Origin of the sequence: Pseudomonas sp. CC120222-01a (assembly GCF_003097235.1) — a bacterium.
GTDB lineage: Bacteria > Pseudomonadota > Gammaproteobacteria > Pseudomonadales > Pseudomonadaceae > Aquipseudomonas.
The window spans coordinates 34,655-48,374 of record NZ_QEQQ01000026.1 but is presented as its reverse complement, the minus strand read 5'-3'; the positions used below and the strand labels follow the sequence as shown (position 1 = coordinate 48,374).

12 protein-coding genes are annotated in these 13,720 nt (G+C 63.6%); 5 read left to right on the top strand and 7 right to left on the bottom strand.

Features of this window, described 5'->3' with window-relative positions; genetic code table 11:
* Positions 1-34: 34 nt before the first annotated feature.
* From trmA to N430_RS24895, 3 genes are all read right to left on the bottom strand, one after another.
* Positions 35-1,120, bottom strand: coding sequence for a tRNA (uridine(54)-C5)-methyltransferase TrmA (trmA, locus tag N430_RS24910; protein WP_110639460.1), 1,086 nt, complete (start codon positions 1,118-1,120; stop codon positions 35-37).
* Complete coding sequence (locus N430_RS24905) at positions 1,117-2,412, bottom strand: NCS2 family permease (protein WP_110639459.1); 1,296 nt, start codon at positions 2,410-2,412, stop codon at positions 1,117-1,119. The genes trmA and N430_RS24905 overlap by 4 nt, the downstream gene beginning before the upstream one ends.
* 269 nt (positions 2,413-2,681) lie before the next feature.
* Entirely contained in the window at positions 2,682-3,902 is a 1,221-nt protein-coding gene (locus N430_RS24895) for an MFS transporter (RefSeq protein WP_110639458.1), read from the bottom strand.
* 345 nt (positions 3,903-4,247) lie between these two features.
* On the opposite strand from N430_RS24895, the gene N430_RS24890 reads away from it, so the two are divergent.
* Genes N430_RS24890 through N430_RS24880 form a run of 3 tightly spaced genes read left to right on the top strand, consistent with a single transcriptional unit; the run spans position 4,248 to position 6,860 of the window.
* On the top strand, positions 4,248-5,684 hold the full coding sequence (locus tag N430_RS24890) for a cytochrome ubiquinol oxidase subunit I (protein ID WP_110639457.1): 1,437 nt from the start codon (positions 4,248-4,250) through the stop codon (positions 5,682-5,684).
* A 3-nt stretch (positions 5,685-5,687) separates the two neighbouring features.
* Complete coding sequence (gene cydB, locus N430_RS24885; protein ID WP_079226526.1) at positions 5,688-6,695, top strand: cytochrome d ubiquinol oxidase subunit II; 1,008 nt, start codon at positions 5,688-5,690, stop codon at positions 6,693-6,695.
* Between the two features lie 9 nt (positions 6,696-6,704).
* A complete protein-coding gene (locus N430_RS24880) occupies positions 6,705-6,860 on the top strand; it encodes a DUF2474 domain-containing protein (RefSeq protein WP_060508707.1) in 156 nt (51 codons plus the stop codon).
* Positions 6,861-6,891: 31 nt separating this feature from the next.
* Here the strand turns inward: N430_RS24880 and N430_RS24875 are convergent, their stop codons facing one another.
* Together N430_RS24875 and N430_RS24870 are read right to left on the bottom strand one after the other, a co-directional pair.
* Complete coding sequence (locus tag N430_RS24875; RefSeq protein WP_110639456.1) at positions 6,892-8,016, bottom strand: methyltransferase; 1,125 nt, start codon at positions 8,014-8,016, stop codon at positions 6,892-6,894.
* 93 nt (positions 8,017-8,109) lie between these two features.
* On the bottom strand, positions 8,110-8,820 hold the full coding sequence (locus tag N430_RS24870) for an autoinducer binding domain-containing protein (RefSeq protein ID WP_110639455.1): 711 nt from the start codon (positions 8,818-8,820) through the stop codon (positions 8,110-8,112).
* Between the two features lie 213 nt (positions 8,821-9,033).
* Between N430_RS24870 and N430_RS24865 the strand changes: the two genes are divergently transcribed.
* The gene (locus N430_RS24865) at positions 9,034-9,810 is read left to right on the top strand and encodes a ferredoxin--NADP reductase (RefSeq protein WP_110639454.1); all 777 of its coding nucleotides are present in this window, start codon (positions 9,034-9,036) and stop codon (positions 9,808-9,810) included.
* Positions 9,811-9,842: 32 nt separating this feature from the next.
* On the opposite strand, the gene mscL is transcribed toward N430_RS24865, so the two are convergent.
* Positions 9,843-10,262 carry a large-conductance mechanosensitive channel protein MscL gene (mscL, locus tag N430_RS24860; protein WP_110639453.1) on the bottom strand — a complete coding sequence of 140 codons (420 nt, stop codon included), beginning with the start codon at positions 10,260-10,262 and terminating at the stop codon, positions 9,843-9,845.
* A 176-nt stretch (positions 10,263-10,438) separates the two neighbouring features.
* On the opposite strand from mscL, the gene radA reads away from it, so the two are divergent.
* A complete protein-coding gene (gene radA, locus N430_RS24855; protein WP_060485566.1) occupies positions 10,439-11,806 on the top strand; it encodes a DNA repair protein RadA in 1,368 nt (455 codons plus the stop codon).
* Positions 11,807-11,983: 177 nt separating this feature from the next.
* On the opposite strand, the gene N430_RS24850 is transcribed toward radA, so the two are convergent.
* Complete coding sequence (locus N430_RS24850; RefSeq protein WP_110639452.1) at positions 11,984-13,501, bottom strand: nucleobase:cation symporter-2 family protein; 1,518 nt, start codon at positions 13,499-13,501, stop codon at positions 11,984-11,986.
* Between the last annotated feature and the right edge of the window lie 219 nt (positions 13,502-13,720).

Below are 13,720 nucleotides of genomic sequence, written 5' to 3'. Positions count from 1 at the left end.
CTGGGGCCTCAAAGAGGCCCCGGCGATCTGACAGTCAGCGCCGAACCAGCAGGACGCCGCTTTCCATGTGGTGGGTATAGGGGAACTGGTCGAACAACGCACAACGCTCGATGCGGTGCGTGTCCTGCAACTGGGCAATGTTCGCCGCCAGCGTCTCCGGGTTGCACGAGATGTACAGGATCCGCTCGAAGCGCCGGGTCAGCTCGCAGGTATCCGGGTCCATCCCCGCACGCGGTGGGTCGACGAACACGGTACCGAACTCATAGCTCTTCAGGTCGATCCCTTCCAGCCGGCGAAACGGCCGCACGTCGTTCAGCGCCTGGGTCAGCTCTTCCGCCGACAGGCGCACCAGCCGCACGTTATCCACAGCGTTCTCGTCGAGGTTGCTCAGTGCGGCATTGACCGAAGTCTTGCTGATTTCGGTGGCCAGCACCTGGCGCACGCGGGTGGCCAGCGGCAGGGTGAAGTTGCCGTTGCCGCAATACAGCTCCAGCAAGTCGTCCTCACGCTCGCCGATGGCCTCGAACGCCCAGCTCAGCATCTTCTGGTTCACTGCGCCGTTGGGCTGGGTGAACGCGCCTTCTGGCTGGCGGTAGCTGAAGACACGACCGGCGACATCGAGCTTTTCCACCGCATAGTCGCGGCCAATCACCAGGCGCTTGCCCTTCGAACGGCCGATGACGCTCACGCCCAGGTCGGCGGCGAGCTGGCGTGCAGCCACTTCCCAGGCCTCGTCCAGCGGGCGGTGGTAGCACAGGGTGACCATGGCATCGCCGGCGAGGGTGGTGAGGAACTCCACCTGGAACAGGCGATTGCCCAGTTCCTCGCTGTTCTGCCAGGCGGCCTTCAGGCGCGGCATCAGCTCATTGATGCGCTGGCTGGCGATGGGGAAGTCGTCGATCAGGATCGCCTTGTGCTTGTCGCCCGGGGCGAACATCGCGTAGTGGCGCTGGCCATCCTCGCGCCACAGGCGGAACTCGGCGCGCAGGCGGTAATGCTCGCGCGGTGAGTCGAAGACGGCCGGTTCCGGTGCGCCGAAGGGCGCCAGCAGCTCGCGCAGGCGGGCGACTTTGTCCTCCAGCTGGGTGTCGTAGGCGGAGGGATCGAAGACAGCACTCATGCGTTGAACCAGCCCAGCTTGATGACGAACAGGATGGAAAGGATCACCAGGGCCGGGTTCAGGTCGCGGTGGCGGCCAGAGATCAGCTTGACGGCGGTCCAGGAGATGAAGCCGAAGGCGATGCCGTTGGCGATCGAGTAGGTCAGCGGCATCGCCAGGGCGGTCACCACCACCGGTGCGGCCTCGGTGACGTCGTCCCAGTTGATTTCCGCCAGGCCCGAGGCCATCAGCACGGCGACGAACAGCAGCGCCGGGGCGGTGGCGAAGGCCGGCACGCTACCGGCCAGCGGGGCGAAGAACAGCGCCAGCAGGAACAGGATGGCGACCACGATGGCGGTCAGGCCGGTGCGGCCCCCGGCGCTCACGCCAGCAGCGGATTCGATGTAGCTGGTGGTGGTCGAGGTGCCCAGCAGGGAACCGGCCATGGCGGCGGTGCTGTCGGCGATCAGGGCACGGCCCATCTTCGGCATGTGGCCGTCCTTGCCCATCAGGCCGGCGCGCTTGGCCACGCCGATCAGGGTGCCGGAGTTGTCGAACAGGTCGACGAACAGGAAGGCGAAGATCACGCTGACCAGGCCCACGTCGAGGGCGCCCTTGATGTCCAGCTGGAGGAAGGTCGGCGCCAGCGATGGCGGCATCGAGACCACGCCGCCGAACGGCGTCACGCCCATCAGGATCGAGGCGATGGTCACGGCCAGAATGCCGATCAGCACCGCACCACGGACCTTCAGCGACTCGAGGCCGACGATCAGGAAGAAGCCCAGGGTGGCCAGGATCGGCGCCGGCTGCTTGAGGTCGCCAAGACCCACCAGGGTTGCCGGGTTATCGACGACGATGCCGGCGTTATGCAGGGCGATGAACGCCAGGAACAGGCCGATACCCGCAGCAATCGCCGAGCGCAGTGGCAGTGGGATGCTGTTCACGATCCATTCGCGGATGCGGAAGATCGACAACAGGAAGAACATCACCGCCGAGAGGAACACCGCGCCCAGTGCCACCTGCCAGGTGTGGCCCATGTGCAGGACCACCGTGTAGGTGAAGAACGCGTTCAGGCCCATGCCCGGCGCCAGGGCGATCGGGTAGTTGGCGATCAGGCCCATGGTGGTCGAGCCGATGGCAGCGGCCAGGCAGGTGGCGACGAAGATCGCGCCTTTGTCCATGCCGGTCTCGCCGAGGATGCTCGGGTTGACGAACAGGATGTAGGCCATGGCCAGGAAGGTGGTGACGCCCGCAAGAATCTCGGTACGCACATTGGTGTTGTGTGCTTTTAGTTGAAACAGCCTTTCCAGCATGCCCGCTCCCCAGGGCGCTCTCGCGCCGTGAATGTATCGACCCCATCAGCAAAGCACAGACCGTAGCGGATGCCGTGGTTTTGTGTGGGGCGGAAAAAAGCCGCGCATCATACCAGCATGCTCGGCGGGGGCCTATCGCCGTTGGGGAATGGGGGCTCTATAGCCTGTACCGGCCTCTTCGCGGGCAAGCCCGCTCCCACAGGTACAGCGCAAATCTGTGAACCTGTGGGAGCGGGCGTGCCCGCGAAGAGGCCGGCACAGGCGAACGATCAAGCGTCGTGCAAACGGTCCCGCTTGGCCAAGGTGGGGAACAGTTTTATCCACACCCCGGTCACCACCAGCGTGCCCACGCCGCCCAGCACCACTGCCGGCACCGTGCCAAACCAGTGCGCCGTCACCCCGGACTCGAACTCACCCAACTGGTTCGAGGCACCGATGAACAACCCGTTCACTGCGCTCACCCGCCCGCGCATCTCATCCGGCGTCTCCAACTGCACGAAGGCACCGCGGATCACCATGCTGATCATGTCCGCCGCGCCCAGCACCACCAGCACTGCCAGCGAAAACCAGAACGAGGTCGAAAGGCCGAAGGCGATAGTGGCCACGCCAAACAGGCCAACGGCGGTGAACATGGTGCGGCCGACCTTGCGCTCGACCGGGAAGCGCGCCAGCCACAGCGACATCAGCAGTGCCCCGACCGCCGGCGCCGAACGCAGCAGGCCCAGGCCCCACGGGCCGGTGAGCAGGATGTCCTTGGCGAACACCGGCAGCAGGGCGGTGGCGCCACCGAGCAACACGGCGAACAGGTCCAGCGAGATTGCCCCGAGGATGTCCGGCCGGCTGCGGATGAAGCGGATCCCGGCCATCAGCGACTCGATGCTGGCGCGGCCTTTCTGCGGCACCTGCTGGCGCGAGTCGAGGCTGAGCATCAACAGGCAGGCGATGGCGTACAGGGCGACGGTCGGGCCGTACACCCAGATGCTGCCAAAGGCGTACAGGAAGCCGCCCACGGCCGGGGCGACGATGGTGGCCGCCTGGGTCGCCGAGGCCGAGGCCGCCACCGCCCGCGGGAACAGCCCCGGCGGCACCACGTTGGGCAGCAACGCCTGGGTCGCCGGCATCTCGAACGAGCGGGTGGCACCGAGCAGGAAGGCCAGGGCGAAGATCAGCTCGCGGCTGACGTTGTCGGTGGCACTGCCCACCGCCAGCGCCAGGGCGATCAGCCCCTGCAGGCTCTGGCACAGCGCCGCGACCTTGCGCCGGTCATAGCGGTCGGCAACGTGCCCGGTGTGCAGCATGAACAGCACCCGCGGGGCGAACTCGACCAGGCCGACCAGGCCCAGGTCGAGCACGTTGCCGGTCAGCTGGTAGAGGTGCCAGCCAATGGCCACGGTGAGCATCTGGAAGCCGCTGGCGGTGAACACCCGGGCCAGCCAGAAGGCGATGAAAGGGCGGTGATGACGCAACAACTGCGGTGCGGAATCGGACATCGGAAACCTGTTGGCCTCGGCGCAGTAGAGGGGCCCGCAGCGTATCATCTGTTTGTAACAAACGGTTACTGTTTGCCGTGATCGGCACTTTTTCACGTGGCGTGAAAGAGGGTGGGGCAACGGGTCACGCGGCAATCAACCACACGGCCCAGCGGGCCATTCGGGACTATGCTTCCTAGCAATCGTTGATCTGGATCAATCGTTCCAGATCTAACGAATTGGCCCTTGGGCCGGAATCCCTGCGATCGAACAGAACAATTCCAATGTGCCGCACTCGACTACCGTGGGGGCAGTGGGCGACGGGGCCACAAGCCCGGACGCCGGATTATCTGAAGAGGAAGCACCATGTTCGGAATAGAGGCCTTAGAGCTCGCCCGAATGCAGTTTGCCTTTACCGTGTCGTTCCACATCCTGTTCCCGGCCATCACCATTGGCCTTGCGAGCTACCTGGCAGTCCTCGAAGGCCTCTGGCTACGGACCCACAACCAGGTCTACCGTGACCTCTACCACTTCTGGTCGAAGATCTTCGCCGTCAACTTCGGCATGGGCGTGGTCTCTGGCCTGGTCATGGCCTACCAGTTCGGCACCAACTGGAGCCGATTCTCCGACTTCGCCGGCGCCGTCACCGGCCCGTTGCTCACTTATGAAGTGCTCACCGCCTTCTTCCTCGAGGCCGGTTTCCTCGGCGTCATGCTGTTCGGCTGGAACCGCGTTGGCCGTGGCCTGCACTTCTTCTCCACGGTGATGGTCGCGCTCGGCACCCTGGTCTCAACCTTCTGGATTCTTGCTTCCAACAGCTGGATGCAAACCCCGCAGGGCCACGAGATCATCGATGGCCGGGTGGTGCCGGTGGACTGGCTGGCGGTGGTATTCAACCCGTCATTCCCCTATCGCCTGATGCACATGGCCACCGCTGCGTTCGTGTCCACGGCATTCTTCGTCGGCGCTTCGGCGGCCTGGCACCTGCTGCGCGGGCGTGACAACCCGGCCGTGCGCAAGATGTTGTCGATGGCCATGTGGATGGCCCTGATCGTGGCCCCGATCCAGGCGGTGATTGGTGACTTCCATGGGCTCAACACGCTCAAGCACCAGCCGGTGAAGATCGCTGCGATCGAAGGCCACTGGGAGAACGTGCCCGGTGAGCCGACTCCGCTGATCCTGTTCGGCATCCCCGACATGAAGGCCGAAACCACTCGCTTCAAGGTCGAGATCCCGGCGCTCGGCAGCCTGATCCTGACCCACAGCCTGGACAAGCAGGTGCCGGCGATGAAGGAATTCCCGCCTGAAGACCGGCCTAATTCGACCATTGTGTTCTGGTCGTTCCGGGTCATGGTCGGTCTCGGCTTCCTGATGATCTTCGTCGGCCTGTGGAGCCTGTGGCTGCGCAAGCGCGGCACCCTCTACACCTCGCGGCCGTTCCTGCTTGTTGCGCTGTGGATGGGCCCGTCCGGCCTGATCGCGCTGCTCGCCGGCTGGTTCACCACCGAAATCGGCCGCCAGCCGTGGGTGGTGTATGGCCTGATGCGCACCGCCGATGGCGTGTCCAACCACAGTTATGCACAGCTTGGCTTCACCCTGGTGGCGTTCGTGGTGGTGTACTTCGCCCTGTTCGGCACCGGCCTTGGCTACATGATGCGCCTGGTGCGCAAAGGCCCGCAGACCGGTGAGGGTGACGAGCACAACCCCGGTGGCCCCGGCACCACACGCACGCCGGCGCGGCCGCTGTCCGCCGCCGATGATGGCCACGAGGCCGAGTCCGTCAGCCTGAGCAAGGGGAACTGAGCCATGGGTATCGACCTTCCGCTGATCTGGGCCGTGATCATCATCTTCGGCGTCATGATGTACGTGGTGATGGATGGTTTCGACCTGGGGATCGGCATGCTCTTCCCCTTCGTCAAGGGCGAGCGTGACCGCGATGTGATGATGAATACCGTTGCCCCTGTCTGGGACGGCAACGAAACCTGGCTGGTGCTGGGCGGTGCCGGGCTGTTCGGGGCGTTCCCGATGGCCTATGCCGTGGTACTCGAAGCGCTGTACCTGCCGCTGATACTGATGCTGATCGGCCTGATCTTCCGTGGCGTGGCCTTCGAGTTCCGCTTCAAGGCCAAGGCCGACAAGCGTCATGTGTGGGACAAGGCGTTCATCGGCGGCTCGCTGGTCGCCACCTTCTTCCAGGGCGTGGCGCTGGGCGCCTTCCTCGAAGGCTTCAAGGTGGTCGACCGGCACTTCGCCGGTGGCACCCTCGACTGGCTGACACCGTTTAGCCTGTTCTGTGGCCTTGGCCTGATCGTCGCCTACACCCTGCTGGGCTGTACCTGGCTGATCATGAAGACCGAGGGCGACCTGCAGTTGAAGATGCACGACCTCGCCCGGCCGCTGGCGCTGGTGCTACTGGCGGTGATCGGCATCGTCAGCCTGTGGACCCCGATTGCTTATCCACAGATTGCCGACCGCTGGTTCAGCATGCCCAACCTGTTCTGGTTCATGCCGGTGCCGCTGCTGGTGCTGGTGACCTTCTACGGCCTGCTCAAGGCGGTGGCGCGCAATGCCCACTACACACCGTTCCTGCTCACCCTGGTGCTGATCTTCCTGGGTTACAGCGGGCTGGGCATCAGCTTGTGGCCGAACATCATCCCGCCGTCGATCTCGATCTGGGATGCCGCTGCGCCGCCGCAGAGCCAGGGCTTCATGCTGGTGGGCACGCTGTTCATCCTGCCGTTCATCCTCATGTACACCTTCTGGAGCTACTACGTGTTCCGCGGCAAGGTGACCCATGAAGATGGCTATCACTAGGAGCGCTGCATGATGACCGGTAAACATGGCCTGGAAGACAAGAAACCGCTGTGGCAGCGGCTGGGTTGGCTGGTGCTGATCTGGGCGATGAGCGTGGCGGCCCTGGGTGTGGCGGCCTGGGTGATGCGGCTGTTCATGGGGGCCGCTGGCCTGACCACCCATTGAGTGAAAGGGGGCGCCTGGCGCCCCCTTTTCATTACTTGCGGGCCTTGAGGATCACGAATTTCGGCGTTGCGGCTACCTGCTCCACCCCGCGGAACAGCCTCGCCAGCTTGCTGTGATAGCCCAGGTGACGGTTGCCGACGATATACAGCGCGCCGCCCACTACCAGCGCTTCGCGCGCCTGCTGGAACATGCGCCAGGCGAGAAAGTCACCCACCACCTGCTGCTGGTGGAAGGGTGGGTTGCACAGCACTACATCCAGCGACTGTTTTTCCACCCCGGCCAGGCCATCACCCGGCATGACCGTGACCGGCCGCTCACCCAGCGCTGCCTGCCAGTTCTCCCGCGCCGACTGCACTGCCATGTACGACTCATCGACCAGGGTGAACTGTGCGTCCGGGTTGCCCAGCGCGCTGGCTATGGCCAGCACGCCATTGCCGCAGCCCAGGTCGGCAACACGGGCGTTGCCCAGGTCGCGGGGCAGGTGGGGCAGGAAGGCGCGGGTGCCGATATCCAGGCCCTCGCGGCAGAACACATTGGCATGGTTGAGCAGTTCCAGTGGCGGTGTGTCGAGCTGGTAGCGGGTCGGGTAGGGCGACCTGGCGGCAGGGCGCTCGGCGACCGTAGCGGTCAGCAGGCGGGCCTTCTTCTGTGCCAGCGAGGCCTGCACCGGGCCGATGTACTTTTCCATCAGGTCGCCGGCCGCGCGCGGCAGGTGCTTGATCATGGCACCGGCAATTACCTGGGCGCCGGGTGCCAGCTGGCCTTGCAGGCGGATCAGTTGTTCTTCGAGCAGCGCCAGGGTCTTCGGCACGCGCAGCAGCACGCGGTCGAACGGGCCTTGCCAGTGCTCGCTGGCCGGTACGAAGGGCACGCTGTCGAACGCCTTGCCATTGCGCGCCAGGTTTTTTTCCAGCGCAATGTGCGCCAGGTGCGAGTCACCGCTGCTGGTTACCTGCAGATGATCGACCAGGCTGGCCGCCAGGGCGCCGAAGCTGTCGTTGAGCACCAGCACGCGGCTGCCAGCGTCCAGGCCCTGGGCATGCAGCTGCTCGAGCAGGTATTCGTCGGCGGCATCGAAGGCCTGCAGCGGGTCGTTGGCCTGGTCCGGCTGGCGGATCAGGTCGAGTTCGGCGTAAGGGGTGGTCAACAAAGGCATGGCGTCTGGCTCGGGTACGGATCTGCCCACGGCGGTTCGCCACGAGCTTTGCTGCGCGATTCTACAGGGCTTTGCCCGAGGCCGCAGGCCTGGCTATTGGTCGATCAGGCCACGCATCATGGCGATGGCGATGGCACCGGCCTTGTTGGCGGCGTTGGTCTTGGTGATGACGCTGCGGATATGGAAGTTCACCGTGCTCTGCGACAACGACAGGATGCAGGCGACGTCGGCGGCGGTCTTGCCGGCGGCCGACCACTTGAGCACTTCGATTTCGCGCTCGCTCATTTTCAGCGGCGCGCTGAGCTTGGCCAGGTGATATTCGCTGATGATCGCGTGCAGGGTGTGGCACAGCCACTGCACCTTGCCGGCTTTGTCGTAAAGCTCGGCAATACTCACTGCGTTGCTGGGCCTGCAGATGCTGACCTGGCTCTCATTGTGCTGAAGGTCATGCAAGGACTGCGTCCAGCCATGGCGTAGCCCGTGCGCGCAAGCCTGCTCGCGGAAGTCGGGTACTTCGTGGTACAGGTCGTCGGTCCACACTACCGGCATGGTCGTGGTGTGGCTTCGGGTCGCCGCAGCGTCCCGTTTGTAGAAGTCGTCACGCTGGTAGCGCTCGATCCACGCAACTGGATAGTTGCTGTAGAGGTACAGCCGTGGCGATTGCGCAGCCAGTTGAATGCGGACTTTCAGCCCCAGAAACATCATGTCCAGGTCTTGCGCCAGGTGCACTGCGAGGTCAAACACCTTTTGCGGCGTGCTTTCGCTGATCAGTTGATGGAGATGCTCATGATTCCACTGAAGCATCTGTCACACTCCGTTGGATGTTGTGGGTCCAATCCATTTGCATACCGGGAGAATTGTAGGAAAAGTCCGAGTGCTGTGTTGGGATTTTTTGTTATAGAAGCCGCATTTTTCATCAAACCTGACGCGATCCCCCTGTTGTGCCCCTACATTCCAGCGGTTTTTATCCAGGCCGCTTTGGGCGACACTGGGCGCATGCCTTACATGGAGCCCGACATGACCGCCAGTGCCGACAATTTCACCCGCCAGACCCTGCTCGACGTCCAGCCGCTCACGCCGAACCTGTTCAGCCTGCGGGTGACGCGTGATCCGGGGTTTCGCTTCCGGGCCGGCCAGTTTGCCCGGCTGGGCGTGACCAAGGCCGATGGTAGCGTGGTCTGGCGTGCCTATTCGATGGTCAGTGCCCCCCATGACGAATACCTCGACTTCTTCTCAATCGTGGTGCCGGGCGGCGAATTCACCAGCGAGCTGAGCCGCCTGGGCGAGGGCGATACCTTGTTGATCGACCGTCAGGCGTTCGGCTACCTGACCCTTGATCGCTTCGTCGGCGGGCGCGACCTGTGGATGCTGGCGACCGGCACTGGCATCGCACCTTTCATGTCGATCCTTCAGGACTTTGAAGCCTGGGAGCGTTTCGACAACATCAAGCTGGTGTATTCGGTGCGCGAGGCGAAAGAGCTGGCGTATGTAGACGACATCGCCGGGCTGGAGCAGCGTGATTACCTGGCCGAATTCGCGGGCAAGCTGCAGTTCATTCCTGTCGTGACCCGTGAGCAGCACCCAGGGGCATTGAATGCGCGAATCACCACGCTGATCGAGAATGGCGAGCTGGAAAAGGCGGCGGGGCTGGAGTTGTCGCCCGAGCATTCGCGGATCATGCTCTGCGGCAACCCGGACATGATCGACGAGACACGCAAGGTACTCAAGGCGCGTGACCTGCAGCTGAGCCTGAGCAAGCGGCCGGGGCAGGTGGCGGTGGAAAACTACTGGTGATGCAAAGGGGCCGCGATGCGGCCCCAGGCATTTCAGGGCAACCGATTCTGGTTCTGCGCCTTGAGCAGGTCGCGGATTTCGGTCAGCAGGGTTTCCTGCGGGGTGGGGACTGGCGGTGTGGTCGGTGCCACGGCCTCTTCGCGCTTGAGGCGGTTGATCGCCTTCACGCCCATGAAGATGGCGAAGGCGACGATGACGAAGTCGATCACGGTCTGAATGAACTTGCCATAGGCCAGTACCACGGCCGGTACATCACCTTCGGCAGCCTTCAGGGTGATTGCCAGGTCGCTGAAGTCGACGCCGCCGATCAGCAGCCCCAGTGGTGGCATGACCACGTCCCCGACGAACGAGGAGACGATCTTGCCGAAGGCCGCGCCGATGATGATACCGACCGCCATGTCGACGACATTGCCTTTGACCGCGAAGGCCTTGAACTCACTGAGCATGCCCATGTTTGATTCCTTGTAACAAATGGTGAGGTTAACGCAGTGTAAGCCAGTTAAACGCTTCATGCGTTGGCTTCAGGGGTAGTGACTGCGGTTAGAACGAATAGTTTTGTCGCATCTCGATCGGTTCGAGACACGTCAGCCTCGGCTATCATGGCGGTTTTTTCCAGGAGACCCTGCCCATGGCCAAGGCCAAGCGCTTGTATGGCTGCACCGAGTGCGGCGCGACCTTCCCCAAATGGGCCGGCCAGTGCGCCGACTGCGGGGCCTGGAACACCCTGGTCGAAACCATGATCGAAAGCGGCGGCGCGGCAGCCCCCAGCGGCCGCGCCGGCTGGACCGGGCAACAGGCGCAGATCAAGACCCTGGCCGAAGTCAGTGTCGAAGAGATCCCGCGCTTCACCACCAGTAGCACCGAACTCGACCGGGTGCTCGGCGGTGGCCTGGTCGATGGCTCGGTGGTATTGATCGGCGGCGACCCGGGGATCGGCAAGTCGACCATCCTGCTGCAGACGTTGTGCAACATCGCCGTGGGCCTGCCCGCGTTGTACGTCACCGGTGAAGAGTCGCAGCAGCAGGTGGCCATGCGCTCGCGGCGCCTGGGCCTGCCCCAGGACCAGCTCAAGGTGATGACCGAGACCTGCATCGAAACCATCATTGCCACGGCGCGGGTGGAAAAACCCCGGGTCATGGTGATCGACTCGATTCAGACCATCTTCACCGAGCAGTTGCAGTCCGCCCCCGGCGGCGTGGCCCAGGTGCGCGAGAGCACGGCGCTGCTGGTGCGTTATGCCAAGCAGAGTGGTACGGCGATCTTCCTGGTTGGCCATGTCACCAAGGAAGGCTCGCTGGCCGGGCCGCGGGTGCTGGAGCACATGGTCGATACCGTGTTGTATTTCGAGGGCGAGTCCGATGGCCGCCTGCGCCTGTTGCGGGCGGTGAAGAACCGCTTTGGCGCGGTCAACGAACTGGGCGTGTTCGGCATGACCGACCGCGGCTTGAAAGAGGTGTCCAACCCGTCGGCAATCTTCCTCAACCGTACCCAGGAAGAAGTGCCCGGCAGCGTGGTCATGGCAACCTGGGAAGGCACCCGGCCGATGCTGGTCGAGGTGCAGGCGCTGGTCGATGACAGCCACCTGGCCAACCCGCGGCGGGTCACCCTGGGCCTGGACCAGAACCGCCTGGCCATGTTGTTGGCAGTACTGCACCGGCATGGCGGCATTCCCACCCACGACCAGGATGTGTTCCTCAACGTGGTCGGTGGGGTGAAAGTGCTGGAAACGGCCTCGGACCTGGCGTTGCTGGCAGCGGTGATGTCCAGCCTGCGCAACCGGCCATTGGCCCATGGGTTGCTGGTGTTCGGTGAGATCGGCTTGTCGGGCGAGGTGCGGCCAGTGCCCAGTGGCCAGGAGCGCCTGAAAGAGGCGGCCAAGCATGGCTTCAAGCGAGCCATCGTGCCCAAGGGCAATGCGCCGAAGGAGCCGCCAGCAGGGCTGCAGGTAATTGCTGTGACCCGTCTGGAACAGGCCCTGGATGCCTTGTTCGAGTAATTTGTAACCTGTCCCGGCCTCTTCGCGGGCAAGCCCGCTCCCACAGGGATCGCACACGTCTTGAAATTTGTGCAAGACCTGTGGGAGCGGGCTTGCCCGCGAAAGGGCCGGGACAGGAACGAAAAAGGGGAGCCGACGATGCGCATCGGCTCCCCCACCTCACCGCTCAGTCAGCGGTCAATGCTCGGCAACTGCACTGCGCCTGGGCGCCTGGTTGCCGTGCTCGTCCAGCTCCATCACCGGCACTTCGTTGCCCTCGGCATCGAACAGCTTGCCATCCTTGAAGAAGTCACCATCACGCAGGCACGAGATGTCCGAATACTGGATGGTGCGTTCGTAGGCTGCAGCGAATACCGACTGGTTCTCCGAGTTGCCCGTCTTGAAGTGGTTGAACAGCAGGTTCAGCAAGATGGCCATGATTGCCGCCGAGCTGATGCCCGAGTGGAAGATGGTTTCGAACCAGTTCGGGAAGTTGTGGTAGAAGGTCGGCGCGGCGATCGGGATCATGCCAAAGCCCAGCGAAGCAGCGACGATGATCAGGTTGACGTTGTTCTTGTAGTTGACCTTCGACAGGGTACGGATGCCGCTGGCGGCCACGGTGCCGAACAACACGATGCCAGCGCCACCCAGTACCGGGGTCGGTACTGCGGCAATTACCCGGCCCATCACCGGCAGCAGGCCGAGCACTACCAGGATCACGCCACCGGTGGCCACCACGTAGCGGCTCTTGACCCCGGTCACGGCCACCAGGCCGACGTTCTGGGCGAAGGCACTCTGGGTGAACGAGCCGAAGATCGGCGCCAGGATGCTCGACGCCATGTCGGCACGCAGGCCGTTGCCCAGGCGCTTGGAGTCGACCTTGGTGTCGATGATCTCACCCACGGCGAGGATGTCGGCCGAGGTTTCCACCAAGGTCACCATGATCACGATGCACATCGACAGGATCGCGGCGATGTGGAACTCCGGCATGCCGAAGTGGAACGGGGTGGGGAAGGCGAACATCGGGCCTTGGCCGACCTTGCTGAAGTCGGTCATGCCCAGCGCCCAGGCGATCAGCGTGCCGACCACCATGGCCAGCAGGATCGACAGCCGCGAGATGGTTGCGCTACCGAGTTTGCTCAGCACCAGGACGATGGCGAAGGTCAGTGCCGCCAGGCCGATGTTGGCCACGCTGCCGAACTCTGGCGAGGCGCTGTTGCCGCCCATCACCCAGCGCGCGGCAACCGGCATCAGGGTCAGGCCGATGGTGGTGATGACGATGCCGGTCACCAGCGGCGGGAAGAACTTGGTGATGCGCGAGAACACCGGGGTGATCAGTAAACCGATCACCGACGCTGCCATGACCGCGCCGAGCACGCCCGGCAGGCCACCACCGCCCTCGCTGCTGAGAATGGCGCCCATGGTCGCCACGCCAGCGAACGATACGCCCTGCACCAGCGGCAGCTGGCAACCGAAGAACGGGATGCCCAGCGTCTGCAGCAAGGTCGCCAGGCCACCGGCAAACAGCGAAGCGGCAATCAGCATGCCGATCTCGGCACCGTTGAGGCCGGCTGCCTGACCCAGGATCAGGGGTACCGCGACGATCCCGCCATACATGGTCAGCACATGCTGCAGACCATAGGCCAGGTTGGCACCCAGCCCGAGGTTTTCGTCCTCGGGGCGCTGGGCGGGAGACGTGCTAGGGGACGTAGTCATGGAGCAGGCTCTCTGTTTATTGTTGTGGCACTACTGTAGACATTTCCTACAAATGATTGCTACATAAATTGTATACAAGTTTTTGATCGGAGCGCGAACAGTAGGCCTTGCAGTGTGTGCAAAACTGCAATGCAGAAGCCGTACCAAGTTGTTTAATGCGGTGCTAGAGGGGTGTGTACAAAGCGCTGCTACCCAGGCAGAAAGCTGTCTGGGTAGACA

Coding starts and splice junctions, on each gene's coding strand:
- N430_RS24905 (WP_110639459.1), bottom strand. CDS start 2,412: ATGCTGGAAAGGCTGTTTCAACTAAAAGCACACAACACCAATGTGCGT.
- N430_RS24870 (WP_110639455.1), bottom strand. CDS start 8,820: ATGCTTCAGTGGAATCATGAGCATCTCCATCAACTGATCAGCGAAAGC.
- N430_RS24890 (WP_110639457.1), top strand. CDS start 4,248: ATGTTCGGAATAGAGGCCTTAGAGCTCGCCCGAATGCAGTTTGCCTTT.
- mscL (WP_110639453.1), bottom strand. CDS start 10,262: ATGGGCATGCTCAGTGAGTTCAAGGCCTTCGCGGTCAAAGGCAATGTC.
- trmA (WP_110639460.1), bottom strand. CDS start 1,120: ATGAGTGCTGTCTTCGATCCCTCCGCCTACGACACCCAGCTGGAGGAC.
- cydB (WP_079226526.1), top strand. CDS start 5,688: ATGGGTATCGACCTTCCGCTGATCTGGGCCGTGATCATCATCTTCGGC.
- N430_RS24865 (WP_110639454.1), top strand. CDS start 9,034: ATGACCGCCAGTGCCGACAATTTCACCCGCCAGACCCTGCTCGACGTC.
- N430_RS24850 (WP_110639452.1), bottom strand. CDS start 13,501: ATGACTACGTCCCCTAGCACGTCTCCCGCCCAGCGCCCCGAGGACGAA.
- N430_RS24895 (WP_110639458.1), bottom strand. CDS start 3,902: ATGTCCGATTCCGCACCGCAGTTGTTGCGTCATCACCGCCCTTTCATC.
- N430_RS24880 (WP_060508707.1), top strand. CDS start 6,705: ATGATGACCGGTAAACATGGCCTGGAAGACAAGAAACCGCTGTGGCAG.
- radA (WP_060485566.1), top strand. CDS start 10,439: ATGGCCAAGGCCAAGCGCTTGTATGGCTGCACCGAGTGCGGCGCGACC.
- N430_RS24875 (WP_110639456.1), bottom strand. CDS start 8,016: ATGCCTTTGTTGACCACCCCTTACGCCGAACTCGACCTGATCCGCCAG.